This is a genomic window from Pantoea sp. Ae19-2, assembly GCF_059801205.1.
This window is the reverse complement of record NZ_JBCHWE010000001.1, coordinates 130,848-154,442: the sequence shown is the minus strand read 5'-3', so window position 1 is coordinate 154,442 and position 23,595 is coordinate 130,848. Positions and strand designations below refer to the sequence as shown.

The window sequence follows — 23,595 nt, the reverse complement described above, 5'->3', positions numbered from 1 at the left end:
AAAATAATGCCCATTCCGCCCATTGGATTGAGGTTCCATTTTTTTATATTTATTTTTTGATGTCAGCGGAGCGCTGAAAAAGACACCGGAAAGGGGGCGTTCTTTCCGGTAAGATTCTTGCGACCTCACACCAGAGCGTGTTTTCACAACAGGTCAGACGGGAAGACAGAAGCGTACTGAACGTATTTCCCTTTTTTAAACCGCCAAAGATAATAGCAAGTCATTGTAAGTAAATGATTAACTACGACGGCTTACTTTACCTCCTTTGCGGCCTGCTTCGATCGCTCGCTGCGGGTCATTCTTAAAGTTCCCACCGCTGTTCTGCCCGCCTTTACGCCCGGCCTCTGCCGCGCGCTCTTTATCTGCGGCGAAATTACCCGCGCCACCACGATATTGCGTCATTCTGTATTCTCCTCAAATTTCATTATTCAACTGGCACAGTTAAAGCTGCATTAACTTAAAGGCTACAGAATTAAATGTAGCCATAAAAATCACCTTATCAAGCATAAACGCTGAGCGCTGGCGTGGGTTGCCAGACAAAACCATTTTGCGGCTCATCCCTTTAATTCTTTAGTAACGAAACTATCTAAACAAGAAACTTAACGAGAATGCCGATCATGTCAGCCCTGTGACAGCCACTCTTCCTGCCCCTATTAATCGATCGATTCATTAAAAAGTCCACCCCGTTTTTCTTTATAAGCGAAGCGGTAAATCGGATCAGCATCTCGGAACGTCGTCAATCTGATCAATAAATGTTCTTTTTAACCACACCTGATAAAGCAAATTCAACAACATCACACTTCCATCATCTGAAAATAAGCGAAGCGGTAAATTCGTTAATTATCGATGTTTCTGTTAAAAGCAGATCATTAAATAATCAAAAAAGCATCAATTAGTAAAATGGTCATTAAAAATAAAAGAGAAGAAGGTAAAAAAGGTGTTTTAAATAAGCGAAGCGTTGAGGAATAAAAAAAAACGCCCTGACGGGCGTTGCTTTCAGATTATTCTGTTCCGTTACTGTTGTAAAAACGTCAGTAAATCCTGATTGAGTTGGTCCTGATGCGTGACGGCAAAACCATGTGGGCCATTGTCATAGATCTTAAGTTCCGAACCCGGTATCAGCGCATGTGCCAGCTTGCCCGTGGCTTCAAAAGGCACTATCTGGTCATGACTGCCGTGAATAATTAAGGCTGGCACATCCACTTTCCCCAGATCTGCGCGGAAATCTGTTTCGGCAAACGCGGTAACACAGTCCAGCGTTGCTTTAAGCGATGCCAGTAAAGCGATGTTTAAGGTCTGCGTGAGCACGCCTTCTGAAACCTGCTGACCGGCATTGGTGCCATAAAACGGCGCAGCAAACTCGTTGATAAACTGCGCGCGATCTTTCAACAATCCCTGTTTAATGCCGTCAAAGACCGATTTCTCGACGCCTTCGGGATGATCGTCAGTCTGGCCAAAAATCGGCGTTACCGCCCCCAGCAGCACCAGCTTTTTAACCTTATCTGTCCCGTATTTGCCGATGTAGCGTGACACATCCCCGCCGCCCATTGAGAAGCCAATCAGGGTCACGTCTCTGAGTTGCAGATGTTCAATCAGGCAATGAATGTCGTCAGCAAAGGTGTCGTAATCGTAACCGTCCCAGGGCTGATCGGAACGCCCAAAGCCACGTCGGTCAAAGGCGATGGCGCGGTAGCCGCGTTCTGCAAGAAAATTGAGCTGACTGTCCCACATGTCCGCATCCAACGGCCAGCCATGACTAAACAATACTGGCTGACCTTTACCCCAGTCTTTGTAATAGAGATTATATCCATCTTTGCTTTTAAACAGACTCATGCGTGCCTCGCTCCAGGTGGAAGTCATTACGCCTCAGGCCTCCGCCGCTCATGTTGCCGCGACAGCGCTGGCAGAATGGTGATACCACATAAGCCTGGCAGAGGGCGAAAAATGTTCCAGTCGCGGGAAGCGTCCTTATAAGCCTTCCCCGTGTGACAGGGCGACGCCACATTTGCCATTTTTTTTGATGCTGTACATGGCCTCATCGGCCCGGGCGAGCGCGCTGTCAAAGTTCTCGGGGCTGTTAACCTGAACCACACCAATCGAAGCGCCAATGGACGCTGTACCGTTAGCCAGTTCGAAGGGCTGGAGGGCAGCGTTAAGACAGGCTTGTGTGAGTTTATCTGTGAGCGGATGGGACAAGGCGAAAGGGATCAACAAAACAAATTCATCTCCGCCCAGTCGGCCAATAATGACATTAGACGGACAGGCGGCGATAAAGCGCTGGCTGAGCTGAATCAGAACATCGTCGCCGCTGCGATGCCCCAGCGTATCGTTGACGTGTTTGAAATTATCTAAATCAATAAAGGCAATGCAAAACACGGCTTCCGTTTTCATATCGCGAAAATGGGTGAGTAATGCATGGCGGTTAGTTAACTGCGTAAGAGGATCATGCATCGCCAGCGTCGCCAGCTGCTCTTCGTACTGTTTCTCTTTGGTCATATCAATATGGGTGCCCGTTACTTTGGAGGGCCTTCCCTGCTCGTCCCATTCGCTGACCCGACCGCGATCCAGTACCCAGGTGATCTTGCCCGTTTTGCCCACCATGCGGTGCAACGCCTCATAGAAAGGTGCCTTTCCGTTAATATGATCGTAGAAAGCCTTCAATACGTCGCTGGCATCGTCCGGATGCAGGCAGGATTTCCATACGTCGAAATGCGCACCGACTTCTTTGGGCTGAAAACCCAGCATCGATCCCCAGCGTCGGTTAAAAATGACCAGTTTGCCGCTGGGAATATCCAGCTGCCACAAGCACAGTCCTGTTCCGTCCAGTGCGGCGCTTAATTTATTACGGGCATCGTGCGCAATACGCTTTAATCGCGCATTGTGCTTTTTTAAATTCGCGATTTGCTGCCGCAGAGCTTCTTCAGACATAGCGATTACTGGAAAGGGAAATGACTATTTTGCCAGTGCCAGACGTTGTGTAAAGCAGCCTACTCAAAAGAAGACGAGACGCGGATAAAATCCGCACACACAGGATTTCCCACGCTTAACGGCCAGCGGGCCAGCACACGACAAAATCTTAAGGGGAAAAAGACAGTGTGTTTCCTCTGTCGTTACCCGCCTTATTTTCCCGTTAAGAGGATGATGAAAATTCAACCTGATGTCAGCCTGTACGTTTTCTTCTATAGAAAACTCAGGTTTCTTAAAGAACGGAGGACCTGTTACAAACTCATTAATCTAACTCAATGACTTTTAATGAAAAATAAAGATGACAAATGTAACGATGACATTTTTCTGCAAACTCATAATCACACTTAAATATCTTTCGGGTGTTAATTAAAGACGTCAGCACGACATCAAGGAGATAAATTATGGCCCGGTTAATGACCCTTTCTTTTCACGGCAGCCAGTGTGAAAACCCGTCACAGCAGGATGTACACCTTACCGAAGCATGCTTTTCAGGCGATATGTTTTTTACCCAACTGCGCGGCAGCAACTGCCCTGTAAAAGATTACGCCTCAGACAGCACAGCTCCCGATCGTTTCTGTGTCAGTAATGCTGTTCTGGATAATCATTTCCACAGTAGCAAAACCCAGACGGCGATATTCATCTGACAATCACTGTCTATGATTTTTCCGGAAAGATTTATTACCCGTAATAAGGCACGCTTTATGTAATTAAAGACGTTAGCACCTTTCGGATGCATACATACAGAGGATTAATATCATGAAAAAGATGATTGTTAGCTCAATGATTGTAGCCGTATTAGTGTTTACTGGCGGAGCCGCTGCCGCTGAATCTTTTAAAGACAGCCACACGTTAAATAACGAAGTCGTATCCGCGCAGGCGGCCCAGGCGATGAATGATATTCAGCTTTCTCGCAACGCGTTATTTAACGGTCAGACGCAACAGGCAAAAGCGCTGGCCACCCAGGCAGAAACCTACCTGAAAGATAATAGCGTGGACTGGACCAAATATATTCGCTACGACAAGAAAGCTCCTATGAATGGCGATAACTATATTCGTATCGGTTCCGACGTCTCCGTTTCAGAAGATTATCAGTTTTCGAAACAGAAAAATGATGCTATCGATCAGGCCAACCAGCATATCAAAGCGGGTGATAAACAGGGCGCGCTTGATGCGCTGAAACTGGCAGGCGTTGCCGTTACCGAAACGCAGGAACTGATGCCGTTGCAGCAGACTGAAAACGATGTTTCCAGCGCACTCGCCATGATGAAACAGGACAAATACTATCAGGCAGGTATGTTGCTTAAATCCGCTGAAGAAGGGGTAATTTATGATACTCAAACCTATTCTGAGCTTCCTGTGAGCCCAACGATGCACCACACCCAAACGGGCGCTCATGCGCAGACAGGGAGTAAAGGCTAATCATCGCAGTTAATAAAAACGACGTTATTTAACTGCTCTGTCGCTTTCATTATTTCGAATGAAAGCGACATTTTTTATACATATCCATTAGCAACTTTCTTCATGTTTTTTTCTGCATCAGCGTTTTGAATCCCTTCACCTCCGCAAAGCGAAATTGCTTTCTCTTTATTAAGCTGTTTTGTCACGTGCTTATGGAACGGCTAAAAGTCACGTTACTGCTCGTAACATACGGTTATGTTATCCCCACGGCATCGTATCCTTTCTATAGATAACCCAGGTAATTATCTGCGGCTAACCTTAAGGACAGGTTTTATAAAAAAAGGAGGTGCGGTTATAAACTGCCACTCTTCTTTGCCGATAAACGAAATGTAATGGCTTTTATCACAAAAATAATAAGATCACTTATCGGGGAAAAACATGAAAATCACAACCGGCCGTAAAATCGCCTTCGCGTTCGGCATCATCGTTATTGTTTCGCTGATTGGCAGCAGCTTGTCGATCGCCAATTTTCTTAAACTGCGTCAGGCCAACACCTGGAACATCCACAGTTATCAGGTCATGAGCGTCAGCGACAGTATGCTGACCGATATGGTGAATATGGAGACGGGCGTGCGTGGGTTTGTTGTTTCAGGCAATGACAATTTCCTGGCACCGTTTAACGCTGGTAAAACCGCTTTCGATCAGAAATACAATCAGCTTCGCAGCATGACGGCGGATAATGCCGAGCAGCAGCAAAGGCTGACCTCGCTGCTTGAACTGCATAACAGTGTTCAGGCTGTGGACGATCAACTGATCGCCTTGCGCAGGGATGTAAACAGCGGCAAACAACCGCTGGAAACGCTGACGCATTTCTTTCAGGAGGGCCGCGATAAGGCATTTATGGATCGCTATCGCGCCCTTGCCGCTGAATTCAACAACGCGGAAGCCACGCTGTTAGCTAAACGCTCTGAAGAGGTGAACAGCCTGGCCTTTGCCACCAAAATGACGCTGAGCCTGGCCGGTATTATTACGATTCTGCTTTCGATTATTCTGGGTACGATTATTACGCGCAGCATTATCCGCGCACTGGGCGGCGAGCCAAAAGCGGCGGCCGATATTGCCGGAATGATTGCGCAGGGTAACCTGACCGTGGACATTGCTGTTCCGCTTAAAGGCCAGGGCAGCCTGATGGCGTCGCTTGAAGCTATGCGTCAGCAGTTGGTCACCATCGTCAGCGGCATTCAGTCGTCTGCGGAGCTGATCAACAATTCAGCCAACGAAATCGCGCAGGGCAATATCGATCTGGCTCAGCGCACAGAAGAGCAGGCTGCCGCGCTTGAACAAACGGCTGCCAGCATGGAAGAACTTACCGCCACCGTTCGTCAGAATACTGACAACGCACGTCACGCGAATACTCAGGCCGACACTACATCACATGTGGCGATCCAGGGCGGGGATGTCGTGAAGCAGGTGGTGGAAACCATGCGCTCTATTTCAGAAAGCTCGGGCAAAGTTGCCGAAATCATTTCAGTCATTGAAGGCATTGCATTCCAGACCAATATCCTGGCACTTAACGCCGCCGTTGAAGCCGCAAGAGCGGGCGAAGGTGGACGCGGATTTGCGGTCGTCGCCGGTGAGGTGCGTTCGTTGGCCTTACGCAGTTCAACCGCGGCCAAAGAGATCAAAGATTTGATCACACAGTCGGTCGAGCATGTGGCGAAAGGCTCAGGCCTGGCAAGAGAAGCCGGTAATACGATGGAGGAGATCGTGAAATCGGTGCAGGGCGTAACGACCATTATGGGCGAAATCACCATCGCATCGGATGAGCAGAGCAATGGTATCGGTCAGGTCAGCATTGCCGTTAGCCAGATGGATCAGGTTACCCAGCAGAACGCCGCGCTCGTTCAGCAGGTTTCCTCCGCCGCGCAGGGCATGCTGGAACAAACCGTGATGCTGCGCAACGCAGTGTCTATTTTCCGCACCGAAAGAAGCGGCACTCTCGCGACGCCGGCTTTCCGATAACTGACGCGCTTTTTTTCCGATAACCGCGTTTTATCGCCTCACCCGGGCCAGCGCCTCGCTGGCCCGGCCATGTTACAGCATGATATATCACCGTACGCGGTCCCCGCGCATGCCCAATAAAAAGCATTTCACAAAGCGCCAATGATCACTAAAGTGAGCATAACCTCACTCACTACTGGCGCTATTATGTTTACGAAAACGTATCAGGTTGACGAAAAGCACATCGATTTTCAGGGCGTGGTGGACGGACTCTACTATCCGTTTTATATGGAATGGACACGTCACGCTTTTATGAAAGAGCACCTTGGTGTCGATCTCGAAGAAGAGTTTACCGCGGGTCGTATTCATATGCTGCTGGAGTACACCCTGCGCTTCAAAAAGAGCCTGAAGAAAGGTGATGAGATGCAGGTGACCTGTACACTGGCGGCCAATGAAAAACGCAACCGCGTTAACTTCATCCAACAAATTCTGGTGAATAATGTCGTTTATGCCGAGGCGGTTTTCACCGGCACCTGTCTGGAAAACGGTCGCCCTGCCATCCCTGAATTTTTGCGCAGTGCAATACCGGATAACCCGTCATAACGCGGCTTCAGGCCGCTTCATTGCAGCACCATCTGCTCCCCGACACTGACAGTGTTGAGAGCGGAACCTACGCTGAAGGGCATGCGCATTGTTGACGCCCCCGCATGCCCTTTGTGAATAGCGTGATGCACCTCACCAGACTTTAATTGTGTTCGTAATGTGACCTAAATATGACACGCGCGATGCCGATAACGTTAGTGGACCCGAGCCGATCGACCTCCCTGTAAACAGGTCGCTGTCTCTCCACTACGTGGTCAACTCTTTGACCTTTTTACGGCTATAAATGGAGAGTGCTATGTTTTCCTTTACGCGTTTTAAACCGGGCAAAACCCCGCTGAATGTCTCCGACGATCGGAGTAACGTACAGGCGATCAAAGCCTGTAGCGGCTGGATTGAATTTACGCCCGAGGGCATCATTCTTACGGCCAACCCGGTCTTTCTGGCGGTCACGGGCTACCAGCTCAGTGAAATTACCGGCCAGCATCATCGTATGTTCTGTAAGCCAGACTTTGTGCGCTCTCGTGAATATGCCGAATTCTGGGCAACCCTGGCATCAGGCCAGTCTTTCAGCGGCATCTTTGAACGCTACAGAAAAAATAAAAGTCTGCTCTACTTAAGCGCCAACTATTTCCCCGTGAAAGACAAACACGGCACCGTGAAGAAAATCATCAAAATCGCCAATGACATCACTGACCGGCACGAAGAGCTGACGCATAAAGAAGCGATTATTACTGCGTTGAACAACTCCATGGCGATGATCGAATTTACCCCGCAGGGCGAGATCCTCAACGCCAATAAAAACTTTCTGACGCTGATGGAATACGATCTTGCGGCGATTCAGGGTAAACACCACCGTATATTCTGTTTTGATACCTTTTACAAAGAAAACCCTGATTTTTGGCAGAAAATTCAACATGGACGCGCGTTCACCGGGCGTTTTGAAAGGGTAACGGCATCAGGAAAACGTGTCTGGCTTGAGGCCAACTACAACCCGGTTAAAGATGCTGCGGGGCACATTTATAAAGTGATTAAGCTGGCTTCTGATATCACCCAACGTGTCGTCACGGCGCAGGAGGTTGCGGATATCGCCATGAATACCTCTGAAAAAACGTCGCATCTCACCGCGAATACCAATGAGGTTCTGAGCCAAACGGTGCGAAATGCAGAATCCATGGCCTCTCAGGTAACAGCCGCTGCGGAGATCAGTGACAAACTGAATTATTCGGCCAAAGACATCAAAGAGATTGTCTCCACGATTCACAACATTGCCGGACAAACCAATATTCTGGCGCTGAACGCCGCCATTGAGGCCGCACGCGCGGGCGAAGCGGGGCGTGGGTTTGCGGTAGTCGCGGAAGAAGTCAGACGTCTTGCCGCCTCCACCTCTCAGGCAACGCAGAAAATCAGTAAGGTGGTTGAAGAAAATGCCAGTCTTATCGGCGACATGCATCAGCAACTTGATGGCATCAACAGTTTTCTCACGACGGAAAACGACAAGATGATTCATCTCTCAGACAGTATTCAGGAAATTTTCAGCGGTGTGAACGAATGCGTTACGGTGATCCATCGACTGAATGTGTGACGGCACAGGCGATGTTGCAGGCTGACATTGGCGACACCGCCTGAGATGTCATCGCCACGGCAGCGCCCCACCCGCTGGCGCGTGATTGTTTGGCTCGTCAGTCCCTGCCACTATCCGCCCTCTACGCGCCTGTATTTTATTCTCGTCGCCTGCGCGTCAGCCCGGCAGAGGCTCACCCGCTGGCGCGTGATTGTTTGGCTCGTCAGCCCCTGCCACTACCCGCCCTCTACGTGCCAGTATTTTAATTTCACCGCCTGCGCGTCAGCACGGCAGAGGCCGGTACTGGGGATTGCGCTATCGCCGGTATCTTTTGCTGTCGGTCTGAGAAAGGGGTGCGGACGCCATTACCTTGCGCTGCGCTCCTCAGGTATTTCGTTGTCTTACGCAGAGCGCCTTCGCTTAAGCCGATGATAAAAACGCAGCTGGGTTGCCCGAAGTGAAATCAGTCCAGCTGAACGAACGCCTGTCAATCGAATCATCCCCCGATTCATTTGGATAACAAAAATGTCCCCAATGTTTTTTGTCATCATTCAACAAGTTATGATTAACAATTCCGCCGGTGGGCTGGCAATTTCTAATGGCTTCCGTCCTGAGACAGGCCGTCCGCTGCCCCTGCCGTTTTTTCAGTCGGAACAGCAAACATGGCGAGAGAACCCGCTAAGTTACTGCTGCTCGCGTATTTTACGCCACCTTCTCATCTTCGGGCTGCACGCCAGGCAAGAAAGTCCGCGTGCTTATACCGCACTGGATCGCTTTGCCTGCCACTGTGATAAACATCACTTTTTTTAATCTATTTCTAAATATGAATCCATCAGTGCCGATAATCTAAGACGACCCGCGCCGGACGCTTTACTTTTCACAGGCAGCAAATTCCCCGACACAGGCCCAAATCGTTTGTCCCTTTTATCTGAAAAAGATGGAGAGCGTTATGTTTGCCCTGACACGTTTTATGCCCGGTAGCGCTTCATGGGGGTCCGCAGATGATCAGACCAACACGCAGGCGATCAAAGCCAACATTGGCTGGATTGAATTTACGCCTGACGGCAGCATCATTACGGCAAACGAGCCTTTTCTTGAACTGACGGGTTACACGCTCAACGAGATTGCGGGTCAGCACCATCGCCTGTTCTGCGATGATAACGTCGTGCGCTCCAGCGACTACGCGCATTTCTGGCAAACCCTGGGCGCCGGTCACTCCTTTAGCGGCATTTTTGAGCGCTTTCGCAAAAATCACAGCCGGCTGTATTTAAGCGCGACGTATTTTCCTGTGAAGGATCGTCACGGCGCGGTAAAAAAAGTCATCAAAATCGCCAACGACATTACTAACAAACATGAAGCGTTGAAGCATAAAGAAGCCATTATCACCGCCCTAAATAACTCTATGGCCATGATCGAGTTCACCCCGCAGGGTGAGGTTGTTGATGCCAATAACAATTTTCTGAAATTAATGGGCTACCCGCTTGATGGCCTCAAGGGCAAACATCATCGTATGTTTTGCTATGATGAATTTTATAAAGAGCACCCTGATTTTTGGCAAAAGATCCAGCAAGGCCGGGCTTTTACTGGACGTTTTGAGCGGGTCACCGCCTCAGGCAAACGCGTCTGGCTGGAAGCCAGCTACAACCCTATAAAAGATGATGCTGAGCACGTTTATAAGGTCATCAAACTGGCATCTGATATTACCGAACGTGTTGAGAATGCTAAACGGGTTGCTGACATTGCTGTCACAACGTCGGAAGAGACGTCTCAGATCACCTTTAATGCGAATGATGTACTGGGTGAAACCATCCGTAATGCGGAATCGATGTCGTCACAGGTCAGTGCGGCAGCAGAAATTGGCGATAAGCTCAATCATTCTTCGATGGATATTAAAGAAATCGTCTCGACGATCAACGCCATCGCCGGGCAAACCAATATTCTGGCGTTAAACGCCGCGATTGAGGCGGCACGTGCAGGCGAAGCGGGGCGTGGATTTGCCGTGGTGGCCGAGGAGGTCCGGCGACTGGCGGCCTCAACATCGCAGGCGACGCTTAAAATCACCAGAGTGGTGGAAGAAAATACCACCCTTATTGAAAACATGACCCAGCAACTTGAAGAAATTAAACGCTTTCTTACCGCCGAGAATGACAAAATCAGCAACCTCTCGCGCAGTTTTCAGGAGATTAATCGCGGGGTGAATGAATTCGTGACGGTTATTCATCGGCTCAATGTATAGGCGTGGAAAAGTCATGCCAGCGCTGAATACGCTGGCTTCTTCTTGCCCTGGCTAACAGGACAAATGCGATCCGCTGCGCACCGCCGATTAGGTTGCGCCCCGCAGGCTGAATGCACCCAACCCGGCCGAGAACGCCGGCGCGCGGTTCCTCTTCTGGACTTTACACTCTCCCTTCATCTTTTAGTCACAGACATTCGCCAGGATGGCCGATTGAGATGCGCGTCCCCTCGATTAATCAGCACGATGATGCCGGGATCTGTGCTCCCGCGTAGGTGTGTTATCGCCTCCTCATCATTGCATCAGGCTTCTGCTGGCCTGTGACATCCCGGCCAGACAGAGAAGACGTCCTCTCTACATGCCCGTGCAAGATCGCACAGGCGAGGAACCCATTAATGATTTTGCCGGAATCTGCTCAATACTGAGGTAGGACGATGACAACACGTAGAATGCTGTTGAAAGGTACGATTGCCACTCTGGGCGGTATGGCCGCCGCCCGCGCTATCGGTGTGGAACACCGCCCTAACGACGTGGGCCGTAAGTTTGCCGCGGACGGCCGGGTTGTGCCGTTTAGGGGAAACACGATTATTTGCCATCTGCCGCAGCAAGGTGAAGGCTCGGAACCCTTCGATGCCCTGCTTGATGTCTATCGTGAGTTACCCGGTGAAAGCTGGTCACGAAAGGTCACCGCGCTGCCTCCCTCCAGTTATCATATGACCGTTTTCGGCGGTGCCAACGACAAGGAAAGACGCTATCCCCTGTGGCCTGCTGGGTTGGCTCTTGATATGCCTATGAAAGAGTGCGATCGGATCCTGGCTGAGCGCCTGCGGTCGTTTAAGCTGGTTGAAGATGCCGCGCCATACCGCATGCGCGTTAATCCGGAGGCGCCCTCTGCGCATGAAACCCCGTTAACACTGCGCCTGTTAACGGCTGATGCAGATACGGAGAAGCGCTTGCGCCAGTTGCGCGATCGCCTGTCTGAAGTCACCGGCATTCACGAGCCGGGCCACGATCGTTACCAGTTTCATATTACGCTGGGATATCAGGTTGCGCCGTTAACCGACGACGAAGATGCCGCCTGGCGACATTCACTGGCAAACTGGAAGACCATGATTGCCCAACGCGCGCCGGTTATCACGCTCGGCAATCCCGAGTACTGCCTGCTGAATGATATGTTTGCTTTTAAGCGCCAGTTTTACCTGTCGTGAATCTGCCCTGCGGGAAATGCGCGAGGCCCTTTCTTCGCGCTTCCCTTATACATCCTGGTTTTACGAAAAAAGCCTTACCTATCCATCGTCGCTGAATCGTTTACAGATTTTTGAATACTGCCGATAAAAAGATGACTTAACACCATTAAAAAGCATTTTAAATGTGAGCAACATCCCACTAACACGCTTAATCCTTCCTCATTTTCCAGCAGGTGAGTAAAATCACGTTTCCGTTACGTCCGAATCAGTAAATTCCTCTGATGATTGAAAAAACGATTCAGCTAAAGGGGTAAATGATGAAGACAAAACTCGCACTGACGGTATTAGCCGTGATGATTTCTGGTTCTGCGTCTGCCAAAACCTGGGTGCTGACGAGTGCTGAACAAGGCACAGACAAAGGAAACTGGCAGGTTAACAGCAGCGAGCTGAAATTCCAGGGCAAGCCGTTCAGCATTAAGCAGAAAGTGTTGCACGGCGGTAAGCAGGAAGGCAGTAAGATCCTGGAGATTCGTAGTCAGGATGGCCTGACCATCACGCTCGTTCCCACCCGGGGAATGAACCTGCTCCGCGTGGAAGGCTTTGGCACCCGACTGGGCTGGGATTCACCGGTTAAAGAGGTGGTGAATCCCGCTTTTATCAACCTTGAAAGTCGCAATGGCCTGGGCTGGCTGGAAGGGTTCAACGAGATGATGGTGCGCTGCGGCTATGAATGGACAGGCCATCCTGTTAACGACAAAGGCCGCATCTATACGCTGCACGGCAAAGCTGGTAACACGCCGGTCTCACAGCTTGAAGTCGAGGTGGCGGATGCGGCCCCGCACGAAATCCGCATCCGCGGTTTGATCAAAGAGAGCACCTTCAAGAAAGCCGATCTCCAGACGTGGACGGAATTGCGCTATGTGCCGGGCAGCAATCAGTTCAGCCTGCATGACGTGCTGACCAACCATTCCGATTACCCACACGATTACGAGATTATCTATCACAGCAACTTCAGCACGCCAATTCTGGAAGAAGGCGCACGGTTTCTCGCCCCGATGTCGCAAATCAGTCCGTTTAATGACTATGCCAAAGCCGGTTTGAAAAACTGGCAAACTTATCAAGGCCCGACAAAAGACTTCGATGAAATGGTGTTTAACATCAAGCCGCTGTCTGACAAGGATCATCAGACCCTCGCCGCCGTAGTGAATAAAGCCGGAAACAAAGGTGCCTCTATCCAGTTTGATACTCAACAGCTGCCGCTGCTGACCCTGTGGAAAAATACCGATACGCTGAAACAAGGCTATGTCACCGGGATTGAGCCCGGCACCAACTATGCCTATCCGGTGACCATTGAACGTGAACAGAAGCGCGTGAAACAGCTGGCACCGGGCGCGAGTGCAACCTTCGATCTGACCTATACCTTGCTGCATAACAGCGAGCAGGTGAATGCGGTGGAAAACGCATCCAGGCGATTCAGGGCGATACGAAGATTGACGAAAATGCTACGCCGATAGCGACAGAGTAAAACATCCTGCCTCTCTGCCGGGAGTTTTGTCGTCTCTCAGAGTGGACAGATGATGAATCACACTTACGGGCATAATTGCCCGTAAGTGCATCAACGAAGCCTGGGCGCGTTTACTTCTACGCCCTGTTGGCTGTTCCTCATAATGCTGTTTCTGCGAACCGAAGATGCATGAGATATCATCGATAAATCAGCGGGTTAAATCTCACAGGCGAGGTGCTTTACTTCAAGGAATGTTGAATTAGTTGGATGCTGTTTTTAATTTCATGCTGAATCTTGTTCTCATCCCAGTCCGCCAGTTCTGGCGCAAAAGGTTCAAAGGCATAAATGCCTTTATAGCCTCGTTCTTCAAGCTGTTTAACCTGGCGACAGGTGAACAGGCGATCTTCCGGCGTTAACATTATGCGCTCGGCATCTGTCAGGCTTTCACGCGGACGTTTGTCCTCCACGCCCGACAGGTGAACCAGACCAATTTGGGCGATATCCACCTGACTGAATTCGGCGTCAGCATCGGGATAGAGATGATGATGGAAGGTGTCGATTAATAATTTAAAGGGAACATGGGCATCGCGAATAAGCTTCTGCGCCTGCGCTGCCGAACGCAGCGAGCTTTGTGGGAAGCCGAGTGGCTCAACCAGTCCGGTTATTCCATAGGTCGCGAACAGCGGTGCCAAATCGCGCAGTGCGTTTAATGTCACCTCTGGCGCAACCGACGAGCCGTCGTTCAGGGGACAAAGCACCAGCGAACGCGCCCCCACCGCTTTCGCATCGGCCAGCAAGGATTCGGTCAGTTGGCGAACCTGTTCCGTACTCTGATTGAAGGGATAAACGGCATTTATGGTAATAATGTCAATGCCATAGCGTTCAGCCAGTGCGCAAACCTGGGCAGCACTCAGGTTGTCCATCACGTTACCGCTGGGCAAGTCGTTACGAAGTTCCACCTTATTCAACCCTAAACCGTTCACCAGCCTGAAGAAGGCTTCAATGCTCAGCGAGGGGGCGATCTTTCTGTTAATACAAAAACGTTCTGCGGCGATGGTCATGCGACTCTCCTGAACCCGGTAACATCAAGCGAACCCAATGGGATAATGAAAATATTTATTTCATTTTATGTTAAAGGGAAAATAAAGTTCTTTGATGACACTCGCAAATACGTTAACGCCCGGTTAAATAACCCAGAAAATAAAGAATAAAACCCACCATTTCTCTTAATTAACAATTAACTGTTCATTATTCTTTTCCTGACAAGAATCGGCAGGTTCACGTGAAAAAATGCATCCCTGATGAAATGGAAATTTCATTTAAATGCCCTTAAGCACCCTGCGAGGACTGCGACAGTCAGGTGTGAATCTTTTACCAGTGTCAGGCCAGTACCTGATTATCGCGGGTTAGGTTATTAGTGGAGAGCAGCCATCCAGCAGCTAACCGGCGTTAACACCATTATGTATTATGCCCCCACCGTGTTGAAGTCAGTCGGTATGTCGGATAACGCCGCGCTTTTTGCCACCATCGCCAATGGCGTGGTGTCCGTCTTGATGACGTTCGCTGGGATCTGGATGCTGGGTAAAGTGGGTCGCCGAACCATGGTGATGACGGGACAGTTTGGTTGCACCGCCTGCCTAATCTTTATCGGTATGGTGAGCTATCTGCTGCCTGAAACGGTTAATGGTCAGCCAGATGCGCTACGGGCTTATAGGGTACTGGCGGGCATGCTGATGTTTCTCAGTTTCCAGCAGGGTGCCTTATCAACCGTGACATGGTTGTTATTGTCAGAGATATTTCCGACGCGACTGCGTGGCATCTTTATGGGCGGTGCCGTATTCGCCATGTGGATAGGGAACTTCCTGATCTCTCTTTTCTTCCCTCTTCTTCTTGCCTGGGTTGGTCTGGCAAGTACGTTCTTTATTTTCGCCGCCATTGGACTCTTTGGTGCCATTTTTGGCATCAAATGCGTGCCGGAAACCCGTAACAGAAGCCTGGAGCAGATCGAGCATGATCTTAAGGGCTGGCTTGATGATGAAAATCGCCATACGGCCAACCATGCCGTTTTCGTTTCAAAAAGCCGCTAACGGCACAGGCGCTTAAGAGTTGGTAATCGCCTGTGCCGTAATGAGGACGTTTAAGGGATGATAGTGCTCAATATTATCTGACGATGCCCCGTGGATGATCGCGTTCCATTCACTAAACCGTCATCTCAACGCTGCGCGGGGCATGACGAAGATTGATCACCTTTTGCGCCACCATCTGAGCCGTCATGCAGTATAACCGCCCCGGATACAGAGACAGGCTGATATCCGGGGCGTTATTAATTACAGTCAGGCGCTGAGCTAAGCATCGGTGTTCCCCCTACGGACTCATTGAGGGGAAAGCCGTTAGGCCGAAAAGCGACAAGGACGATCAAGCTCGTCCAGTTTCTTTTCCACCTGCCACTGAAACGCTTTGCCATCCGGGCGGGAATAAAGCGCTTTTCTCACCGGCACCAGCGCCACCCACTTCTGGGCAATCGTCATTTTTTTAACGTCGGACAGCGGCAGCCCATGACTTTCGCTAATCGCCCGATTAACGGCCTGTTCGGCAGTGATGCCCTTCCAGTTACGGTTACGCTTCAGCGCCTCGCCAAACCACAGCAGGCGAAAACTCTGGTGACGTTCGATAAGCCCTTTCATCGCACTGACGCGCTGCCAGAACGTTTTACTGAGGGTATCAATGACATCCTCAGGAAAGAAAGAATCCATGGTGGTTCTCCTTTGCAGATGAATGTTCAGGTCAATATGTGCACCGCTCTCTGTTATATCGGCATATGACCGTCAGAGTGACAGTAACGCATAGCAGGAATGATAAGCGTGTCACAGGTAAAAAACGCGCCTGTTTACAGCCTTTTACGTCCTTTACACTACTCCACAACGCTGTATTGCTGGGGATAAGACAAAGAGGAAAAGCGATAAGGTGGAGTCCGAAAAAAAGCAGACTTTATCCGGAACACTAAGCCCGTTGGCGAGATCAAAGGCTGATGAAGGAAGAAATCTAAACGGATTTGCGCCGCGATCTTCGATCATCCATGCGCCCTGTCACGGTCAGGTGCTCAGGATCGTGGCTGTCGGTGTGCAGAAACGCCGAAAGCAGGACGTTAAAAGTAACCCTGCGCTGTCGTTGGGAAGATGACGACTGAACGCAACGTCTCAGAATCAGCCATATCAAGGCTATATCACCGCATCCAGTTCGGTGAGTTGCTGCCGCGCAAACGCTAAAAATACCTCCAGCGCGGCGCTACGGGGCCGGCCGGAGGGCACCTGCAACTGCAGATTGCGCTGGCTTAATTGATCGATGCCGACGGATCGCAAAACCAGTCCGTGCGCTTCGGCTTCCTGTATCACGCTGAACGCACTGCAAATGGTGACGGCTAATGGCGTATGCAGCAGGAACTGGAACAGGGTTGAGAAATTGTCGCAGGTCACGACCGGTTCAATCAGATTGCCGCTCATATGGCTTGCCAGCTCGAACAGCTGTCGTACCGTGGTGTTTTGCTGCGGCAGTGCCAGTGGATAGTGGCTGATATCGCTGAGCGTTACCTGCGGCGCGCTGGCCAGTGGATGACCCTGATGCATGACTAACAGCACCGGCGCAGGCCAGGAACCGAGGATCTCAACCCCGTGCTCAGCGTGCAGGCTGAACTGCAGCGCCAGGTCGCAGTCGCCATTACGTATCAGTTCTGATACGCCCTGTGGGCTGGCGACCTTGATCTCAAAAAGGATGCCGGGATTATTCTCCCGAAATGCGGCGATCATGCGGGGCAGCAACGTGAAGGCCAGGCCATCGGTACAGACCAGCCGAATCAGGGTGCGGCGTACTGCTTTCAGCCCTTTGATTTCCGCCAGCGCGTATTCCATATCCAGCATATTTTTGCGCACGTGATGGGCAAAAATTTCCCCGGCTTCATTCAGCACCATGCCGCGCGCGTGGCGATCAAACAGCGGCACGCCCACCTGCGCCTCCAGCCGCTGAATTTGACGACTGATCGCCGATACCGCAATAAACAGCTGCTCGCTTGCCGCACTGAGCGATCCGGCATTGGCGACGGCAAGAAAATAGCGGATTTCATTACTGATCATGCGAACGCCTTTTGCTGGTGCATGCCTCGAAAACGGGCAGGCAGCTTTGCTTTAAAAGCAAATCTTACTCGATAAATTGATAATTGTGGCAAAGCAGCGTTTCGGAAATGATGGGAAAACCATAATACGAATAAAAGACGAGCAAACATGACAGCCCAACAAGCGGTAGACCAGGCCACCGCCTGGTTCGACAGTGGGGAATTTCAGCGGGTTCTGGCGCGCCGCGTTTCGCAGCGAACCGAGAGCCAGCGCCAGGATCGCGACAGTGAATTACACCACTATTTACACGACGAAATCGGCCCACAGCTAAGTGTGTTGGGTTTCACCCTCCACTTCATCGAAAACGCCGAAGCGGCCCATCGTCCTTTTCTGGTGGCGGTGCGCATCGAAGATCCTGCGCTCCCTACGCTGCTGAGTTACGGCCATGGCGATGTGGTGTTCGGCGATGATGAAAACTGGCGTGAAGGATTAATGCCCTGGCAGCTTGTTGAAGAGGGCGATCGCTGGTACGCCCGTGGCAGCGCAGATAACAAAGGTCAGCACTGCGTAAATCTGGCCGCGCTGGAACAGGTGTTTCTCGCACGCGGCGGACGTCTGGGCTTCAACTGTAAGCTGCTGTTTGAGATGGGCGAAGAGATCAGCTCACCCGGCCTGGCGCAGCTGTGCCGGCAGCACGGCGATCTGCTGAAAGCCGATCTGTTTATCGCCTCGGATGGCCCGCGCCTGAATGCGGTGCAACCTACCCTGTTTCTGGGATCGCGCGGTGCCGTGAATTTCCGCCTGACGGTGACGGCCCGTGACAACGCCTATCACTCTGGCAACTGGGGCGGTTTGCTGAGCAATCCCGGCACGCAGCTGGCCAACGCCATTGCCGCGCTGGTTAACGCAGAGGGCGTACTTCAGGTGGAAGCACTGAAGCCTGACTCACTGACGCCGCAGGTACGTGACATTCTCAGCCAGATCAACGTTGGCGGGATGCCGGGCGATCCCGAGATCGATCCGAACTGGGGCGAACCGGCATTAACGCCAACGGAACGCCTGTACGGCTGGAACACTCTGGAAGTGCTGGCCTTCCTGACCGGCAATCCTGCGCGCCCGATGAACGCCATTCCAGGTGAGGCAACGGCGGTCTGTCAGCTGCGCTTTGTGGTGGGCACCGACTGGGAAAAGCTGGCGCAGCACGTCAGCGAACATCTGTCGCAGCACGGCTTTGGCTATGTGAAGGTCGAGTTCCTGCGCGGATCGCCGGCAACCCGCCTTGATCCCACCGATCCGCTGGTCGACTGGGTGCTGGCCAGCATCGCCGAAACCAGCGGCAAGAAACCGGCTCTGCTGCCCAACCTGGGCGGTTCACTGCCCAACGAGGTGTTTTCCGACATCCTCGGCCTGCCCACATTGTGGGTGCCGCACTCCTATCCCGCCTGCGGCCAACACGGCGTGAACGAACATATGCTGAAGTCGATTGCGCGTGAAGGTCTGCAAATCATGACCCGACTGTTATGGGACTTAGGCGAGCAAGGCCGCGAACTGGTGGCGAAGCATCGTCAACATGCCGGAGGTGCCGCATGAGCACGCTCAACACCGCTGCACCGCTGCACGCGAATAAACCCAGCCTGCATAAAACCCTTTTCGCCACCTGCATCGGTAACGCGCTGGAGTGGTTTGATATTGCGGTTTACGGCTTTTTTGCCAGCTATATTGCCCATGCGTTTTTCCCGACCAGCGATCCGTCCGTTTCTATGCTGCTGACCTTCGGCAGTTTCGGTGTCTCCTTCCTGATCCGTCCGCTGGGCGCGATTGTGTTGGGTAACTATGCCGATCGCCACGGGCGTAAAAAAGCGCTACTGCTCTCCATCAATCTGATGATGCTGGGCGGTGCCATCATTACGTTTATGCCGGGCTACGAACACATTGGTCTGGCTGCGCCCTTGTTGATTCTGCTGGCACGTCTGATACAAGGCTTCTCTGCCGGTGGCGAATTTGGTAGCTCGACGGCGTTTCTGGTCGAGCATTTTCCCGAGCGCAAAGCCTTTATCGCCAGCTGGCAGTTCGCCACGCAAGGGGCAAGTACCCTGATGGCATCGGCCTTTGGTCTGGGATTAACGAAAATCCTGACGGAAAGCGAGATCCAGGACTGGGGCTGGCGCATTCCTTTTGCCTTTGGTCTGCTGATCGGCCCGCTGGGGATCTATATTCGTCGCCACGTACATGAACCTGCCAGCTTCGCCACCCGGCAGCCCGAGGTCGCCCCGCTTAAGCGCCTGTTTGGCCGCCAGAAAGAGCTGATGCTGCTGGCGATTGGCCTGATGGTTATCTCTACGGCGGTTAACTACATGCTCAACTATGTGCCGACCTACGCCACCCGCAATCTCCACCTGCCCGGCTCTGTGGCCTTTACCGCCACCTTGCTGGCGGGGGTTATTCTGACCGTGGTGACGCCGATTATGGGCCTGTGGGCAGAGCGCGTGGGCCGGGTTCCGCTGATGTGGGGATCGCTGATTTTACTGATTGTCACCATCTACCCTGCCTTTAAGCTGGTGGTGAATCACACCACGCCCACCACGCTGATCGTGCTGGTCTGCTGGATGGCGTTGCTCAAGTCGATTTACTTCTCCACGGTACCCTCGGTCATGGCCGATCTGTTTCCGATGGCCACGCGTGCCAGCGGCATGGCGATCAGCTATAACGTGGCGGTGACGGTATTTGGCGGATTTGCGCCGCTGTTCTGCACGCTGTTGATCACCGCCACCGGCACCAGCCTGGCTCCCGGCTATTACCTGATGGCGATGTCGGTGCTGAGCGGCCTGGCGCTGCTGCGAAGCCAGAAGCGGGTGACGTGAGAGCACAGGTGCACAGGGTTGTGCACCTGACGGATTTTATTACCGCGTTAACGTTCAAGAGATTGAGGATGGCAACATTGGTGTCCCGGTAGGCATTAAAGCCCCAGAATGACGAGGGAACACCCGGCAGAGCATCCCCCGCTAAGCGCAGACCTCCAGGCCCTTTTAAGTTGCTGTTATGGAATCTGCCGCTAAGGCTCATTGGTATCCTGATTGGTTCGCTGTTCGTCAGCCTGGGCGTGGAGTACGCCTGCATCAGATTCCTGTGGCCCGATGAGGGCGCTGCACACAGCTATCAGGTGATGCTGACGGAAAGCCACTGGCTGTCTTCGGGGTATACCCTAAGCCTGCTGATGGCCACGCCGGTGGACACAATCACCCGCTGGGTTCAGGCCGCCTGGCACTGGCTGTTTGTGGACAGCGGATTCAGTCACTGGCTTGCCTCTTTCAGGGAAACGAGCAGGAAAGGGAGCGGCCTCATTCCGTCCCTGGACGGCTTCGGCGCATCCCTCATCAGCAGGCTGGGAGAGTACCTGCAGGCCACGCTCTGGGTGACGCTGATTTTCTTTATTCGCGTGATGATCCTGTTTCTCAGCATCCCGCTGTTCGGGCTGATCATCATCACAGGCATCGTTGAAGGACTGGTCAGGCGTGGCCTGCGTCGCTACGGAGCAGGCTACGAATCAAGTTTTGTCTATCACCATGCCAAACGCTTCGTTAAGCCTGCGCTTTACGGGCCCTGCATGCTGTATCTGGCATGGCCGACAGCAGTCTGGCCAAATCTTTTTTTGCTGCCCTCTGCGCTGCTGGTTGGTGGCGTACTGGCTGTTGTGACGGCGTCGTTCAAAAAGTATCTGTGATGTGTGTGCTTGCGGGGGATGTGCCCGGAGGGCCTGCGCTGCTGCAGGCCTGTTTTTTGGCTAAAAAGAGGATTCAGAGGTTCATGCCCAGAATATGCACCGTTACATACTGAGTAGCGGTGTTATAGATATTATCCCTGATAAATGTCATACCCTGTCTTTCATAAAATCTACGCGCACGGGTATTTTCTTTAAGAACCTCAAGCCACAGAAAGTTACTCCCTCTTTCTTTCGCCATCTTAGCCACTTCACCAAATATGAGTTGACCGTAGTTTTTCCCGGTTGTGCCTTCTAAAAGATAGAGTTTTTTCAGAAGAGTACCCTGTAAAGATGTTCCCGGAATATTGCATTGCCATATGACTTTCACAAATCCGATCGGAGCCGAAGTCTCGACCACATACCAGTCTGCTGAAGGGTCAGCAAGGCTGCTTTCGATGACCTGTGGCGAATACTCCTGATTAAGGAACTCCTCCAGTTCCTCGCTGTGGATCCAGTACTGCTTAAAATGATGGGTGTATGTACTGACACCCAGCTCACTCAGGAGCGAAACATCACACTGTTTTGCTTCGCGCAGAATTAATGTCATTCATTTATCCCGGACTATAAATGTCATCGTGTCGTTCAGGGGAAAAGCCAGCGTCCGGCTTCAGCAGACTCAATCAGCATTCTGACGGTCAGAGGCGCAGGTTCATGATGGTCGGTACGCATGAATTTAGGCAGGATTGCATTAGGCAGAAAGCGTATGCCCTCGTTAGGAAAGTATTCCCTGAACTCAAAATGGGTCATGTCGACGCCAAACTTCTCTGCATATTCTTCGATGAAATCAGCGACCTCTTCAGGGAGTACCATCTGATTCCCTGTGCTCAGTGAGACATCATCTGCCATTTCCCAGAAGTATTTTTTAAGCAGGTTTCTGACCTGAACTGAAGTTTCCATGAGCTTAGTCCTTTTCACCCGTTATCAGTCGATAGCGATGTATGACGTTATTCGTAATGATGTAGATGTCACGGGCAGTAATAACGGCACCTACCCACGGCACCCAGCGTCCAATGTAGGCGCCCACACTTGTCGTGTAGGCCCATTTGCCCCGCATCATACTACTGAGCGTCAGCGTTCGGCGGCGTTTAGCGAATCGTTTTTTGATGAGTTTGCGCATTACCATCGAGAGAGGACTGGTGCCGGTCGTGGCCGTGTTCGCATCCAGTTTTCTTGAGACAGGAATAAATGGCAGGCTGGCCAGCATTGAGGCAACGGCCAGAATATCCGTTATGCCGCTGAAGGTTTTAGTGAATTCGTCAAGAATCAGCCACATCAGCAACTCTTCTTTATCCACACTCATGCCGTCAAAGTAATACTTTCCGCCCAACTGTTCGGTCGTGTCCATGTATCCTCAGATCCAAATGTGAATGCATTGTTTAATTAATCATCGCCCAACTGAAGCGGTTTTCGCCAGAAATAATCTGCTTTTCTCATCCGAGAGGGAAGATCATTTCCCTTACGAGGCGTGTTACCCTTTTTTCTATGGAAACATGCATGAGCGTCCGCATCGACAATGAGAAAGAATCCATCGCCCGGTGCACCCGGCGTATTCAGATGTTTACCGACTTCATTAGCTGCAGCGATATTTTTGATTACATCAACATGTTTTATAACAGTAAGTATCGGCATGGTTCGAGCTATTAGATGCCACCGAAAGAATATGAAAACCAATATTATCAACGACTCGAAAGTATCTAGATTATCCGCGGCGATTCTTTTTGAGCAATTTACACTATTTCTTAGCGTCGTATGCCCGTCTTTTCTCGATCATTCTTATATAGAAATCATGAAACTCTTTATATTGCCTTTCTCTGATTTCTTTAGGAAGCATTTCACGAGATTTTGACCAGGCATCCAGTTCTGGCTTGCATTTTATGTATGCGTCGTCGACGTTTTTTTTTGGTGGAATTTTTGTGCTTATGAAAGGAATCGTATTGTCATTGAGGCATTCCACTTCGGGTGTCATAAAACCGGGAGTGTATGAGAATGCCAACGCAGGATATAAGATGCCTAAAAATAATGTACGTTTCATCATACAGCTTCCTGTTGCTGTTTGACCTGTTTGGTTATCTAGGGAATAATTCGCTTCTGCGGTATCTCATCAGCTCGCACACGGCGAAGCTGCATGTTGTGCAAGGCAATGACGAAAATGCGCCTCTGTGCCATCCCCGCCCATAGGCTTTCAGCATCACATAGTGAAAATGCCGACCATCGAAACCGTAAACCAGAACATTACGATCGCGTAAATCAACCTTACCCCAACAACATCACAGCG

At 51.2% G+C, this 23,595-nt stretch carries 22 protein-coding genes and 3 pseudogenes; 14 read left to right on the top strand and 11 right to left on the bottom strand.

Going from position 1 to position 23,595, the window contains the following annotated elements:
- Positions 1-237 precede the first annotated feature (237 nt).
- The 3 genes from AAIE03_RS00730 to AAIE03_RS00720 all read right to left on the bottom strand — a co-directional run bounded on the left by AAIE03_RS00730 (position 238) and on the right by AAIE03_RS00720 (position 2,928).
- The gene (locus AAIE03_RS00730) at positions 238-402 is read right to left on the bottom strand and encodes a con-10 family general stress protein (RefSeq protein ID WP_006118264.1); all 165 of its coding nucleotides are present in this window, start codon (positions 400-402) and stop codon (positions 238-240) included.
- Positions 403-1,014: 612 nt separating this feature from the next.
- On the bottom strand, positions 1,015-1,833 hold the full coding sequence (locus tag AAIE03_RS00725) for an alpha/beta fold hydrolase (protein WP_014605095.1): 819 nt from the start codon (positions 1,831-1,833) through the stop codon (positions 1,015-1,017).
- Between the two features lie 135 nt (positions 1,834-1,968).
- A complete protein-coding gene (locus tag AAIE03_RS00720) occupies positions 1,969-2,928 on the bottom strand; it encodes a sensor domain-containing diguanylate cyclase (RefSeq protein ID WP_019104780.1) in 960 nt (319 codons plus the stop codon).
- Between the two features lie 440 nt (positions 2,929-3,368).
- On the opposite strand from AAIE03_RS00720, the gene AAIE03_RS00715 reads away from it, so the two are divergent.
- From AAIE03_RS00715 to AAIE03_RS00705, 3 genes are all read left to right on the top strand, one after another.
- Entirely contained in the window at positions 3,369-3,611 is a 243-nt protein-coding gene (locus AAIE03_RS00715; RefSeq protein WP_014605094.1) for a hypothetical protein, read from the top strand.
- A gap of 112 nt (positions 3,612-3,723) precedes the next feature.
- Positions 3,724-4,386 carry a YfdX family protein gene (locus AAIE03_RS00710; protein ID WP_013027130.1) on the top strand — a complete coding sequence of 221 codons (663 nt, stop codon included), beginning with the start codon at positions 3,724-3,726 and terminating at the stop codon, positions 4,384-4,386.
- 417 nt (positions 4,387-4,803) lie between these two features.
- Positions 4,804-6,387, top strand: a complete 1,584-nt coding sequence (locus AAIE03_RS00705; protein ID WP_072138288.1) for a methyl-accepting chemotaxis protein — start codon at positions 4,804-4,806, stop codon at positions 6,385-6,387.
- Positions 6,388-6,515: 128 nt separating this feature from the next.
- Here the strand turns inward: AAIE03_RS00705 and AAIE03_RS00700 are convergent, their stop codons facing one another.
- A complete protein-coding gene (locus tag AAIE03_RS00700) occupies positions 6,516-6,572 on the bottom strand; it encodes a hypothetical protein (RefSeq protein WP_353938860.1) in 57 nt (18 codons plus the stop codon).
- A gap of 1 nt (position 6,573) precedes the next feature.
- On the opposite strand from AAIE03_RS00700, the gene AAIE03_RS00695 reads away from it, so the two are divergent.
- The 6 genes and pseudogenes from AAIE03_RS00695 to AAIE03_RS00670 all read left to right on the top strand — a co-directional run bounded on the left by AAIE03_RS00695 (position 6,574) and on the right by AAIE03_RS00670 (position 13,475).
- Positions 6,574-6,969 (top strand): acyl-CoA thioesterase, encoded by a 396-nt coding sequence (locus tag AAIE03_RS00695; protein ID WP_019104782.1) that lies wholly within the window; start codon positions 6,574-6,576, stop codon positions 6,967-6,969.
- A gap of 295 nt (positions 6,970-7,264) precedes the next feature.
- The gene (locus AAIE03_RS00690; protein ID WP_019104783.1) at positions 7,265-8,551 is read left to right on the top strand and encodes a methyl-accepting chemotaxis protein; all 1,287 of its coding nucleotides are present in this window, start codon (positions 7,265-7,267) and stop codon (positions 8,549-8,551) included.
- A gap of 513 nt (positions 8,552-9,064) precedes the next feature.
- The gene (locus AAIE03_RS00685; protein ID WP_235193334.1) at positions 9,065-9,340 is read left to right on the top strand and encodes a hypothetical protein; all 276 of its coding nucleotides are present in this window, start codon (positions 9,065-9,067) and stop codon (positions 9,338-9,340) included.
- Positions 9,341-9,479: 139 nt separating this feature from the next.
- Positions 9,480-10,766 (top strand): methyl-accepting chemotaxis protein, encoded by a 1,287-nt coding sequence (locus tag AAIE03_RS00680; protein ID WP_014605089.1) that lies wholly within the window; start codon positions 9,480-9,482, stop codon positions 10,764-10,766.
- Positions 10,767-11,197: 431 nt separating this feature from the next.
- Positions 11,198-11,971: a DUF1868 domain-containing protein gene (locus AAIE03_RS00675; protein WP_498562697.1), complete on the top strand. Its 774-nt coding sequence runs from the start codon at positions 11,198-11,200 to the stop codon at positions 11,969-11,971.
- 296 nt (positions 11,972-12,267) lie between these two features.
- A pseudogene (locus AAIE03_RS00670) lies at positions 12,268-13,475 on the top strand (aldose 1-epimerase family protein).
- Between the two features lie 218 nt (positions 13,476-13,693).
- Here the strand turns inward: AAIE03_RS00670 and AAIE03_RS00665 are convergent.
- The gene (locus AAIE03_RS00665) at positions 13,694-14,515 is read right to left on the bottom strand and encodes a TIM barrel protein (RefSeq protein WP_498562696.1); all 822 of its coding nucleotides are present in this window, start codon (positions 14,513-14,515) and stop codon (positions 13,694-13,696) included.
- Between the two features lie 363 nt (positions 14,516-14,878).
- Here AAIE03_RS00665 and AAIE03_RS00660 point away from each other — a divergent pair.
- Positions 14,879-15,541 (top strand): annotated as a pseudogene (locus tag AAIE03_RS00660) (MFS transporter); the annotation flags it as partial.
- A gap of 303 nt (positions 15,542-15,844) precedes the next feature.
- Here AAIE03_RS00660 and AAIE03_RS00655 read toward each other — a convergent pair.
- Together AAIE03_RS00655 and AAIE03_RS00650 are read right to left on the bottom strand one after the other, a co-directional pair.
- Entirely contained in the window at positions 15,845-16,207 is a 363-nt protein-coding gene (locus AAIE03_RS00655) for a hypothetical protein (protein ID WP_019104789.1), read from the bottom strand.
- A 465-nt stretch (positions 16,208-16,672) separates the two neighbouring features.
- Positions 16,673-17,581 (bottom strand): LysR family transcriptional regulator, encoded by a 909-nt coding sequence (locus AAIE03_RS00650; protein ID WP_019104790.1) that lies wholly within the window; start codon positions 17,579-17,581, stop codon positions 16,673-16,675.
- A gap of 147 nt (positions 17,582-17,728) precedes the next feature.
- Between AAIE03_RS00650 and AAIE03_RS00645 the strand changes: the two genes are divergently transcribed.
- The 3 genes and pseudogenes from AAIE03_RS00645 to AAIE03_RS00635 all read left to right on the top strand — a co-directional run.
- Complete coding sequence (locus AAIE03_RS00645; RefSeq protein WP_019104791.1) at positions 17,729-19,150, top strand: M20 family metallopeptidase; 1,422 nt, start codon at positions 17,729-17,731, stop codon at positions 19,148-19,150.
- Complete coding sequence (locus tag AAIE03_RS00640) at positions 19,147-20,421, top strand: MFS transporter (protein ID WP_019104792.1); 1,275 nt, start codon at positions 19,147-19,149, stop codon at positions 20,419-20,421. The genes AAIE03_RS00645 and AAIE03_RS00640 overlap by 4 nt, the downstream gene beginning before the upstream one ends.
- A gap of 128 nt (positions 20,422-20,549) precedes the next feature.
- Positions 20,550-21,281 (top strand): annotated as a pseudogene (locus tag AAIE03_RS00635) (TIGR03747 family integrating conjugative element membrane protein); the annotation flags it as partial.
- Positions 21,282-21,354: 73 nt separating this feature from the next.
- Here AAIE03_RS00635 and AAIE03_RS00630 read toward each other — a convergent pair.
- Genes AAIE03_RS00630 through AAIE03_RS00620 form a run of 3 tightly spaced genes read right to left on the bottom strand, consistent with a single transcriptional unit; the run spans position 21,355 to position 22,665 of the window.
- Positions 21,355-21,867 carry a GNAT family N-acetyltransferase gene (locus AAIE03_RS00630; RefSeq protein ID WP_498562695.1) on the bottom strand — a complete coding sequence of 171 codons (513 nt, stop codon included), beginning with the start codon at positions 21,865-21,867 and terminating at the stop codon, positions 21,355-21,357.
- 35 nt (positions 21,868-21,902) lie between these two features.
- Positions 21,903-22,217, bottom strand: coding sequence for a DUF1493 family protein (locus AAIE03_RS00625; protein WP_019104795.1), 315 nt, complete (start codon positions 22,215-22,217; stop codon positions 21,903-21,905).
- Between the two features lie 4 nt (positions 22,218-22,221).
- Complete coding sequence (locus tag AAIE03_RS00620; RefSeq protein ID WP_491652915.1) at positions 22,222-22,665, bottom strand: STM2901 family protein; 444 nt, start codon at positions 22,663-22,665, stop codon at positions 22,222-22,224.
- A gap of 149 nt (positions 22,666-22,814) precedes the next feature.
- Between AAIE03_RS00620 and AAIE03_RS00615 the strand changes: the two genes are divergently transcribed.
- Positions 22,815-22,964 carry a hypothetical protein gene (locus AAIE03_RS00615; protein ID WP_019104797.1) on the top strand — a complete coding sequence of 50 codons (150 nt, stop codon included), beginning with the start codon at positions 22,815-22,817 and terminating at the stop codon, positions 22,962-22,964.
- An 88-nt stretch (positions 22,965-23,052) separates the two neighbouring features.
- Here AAIE03_RS00615 and AAIE03_RS00610 read toward each other — a convergent pair whose 3' ends face one another.
- Positions 23,053-23,355: a hypothetical protein gene (locus AAIE03_RS00610; protein WP_014605073.1), complete on the bottom strand. Its 303-nt coding sequence runs from the start codon at positions 23,353-23,355 to the stop codon at positions 23,053-23,055.
- Positions 23,356-23,595: the final 240 nt, after the last annotated feature.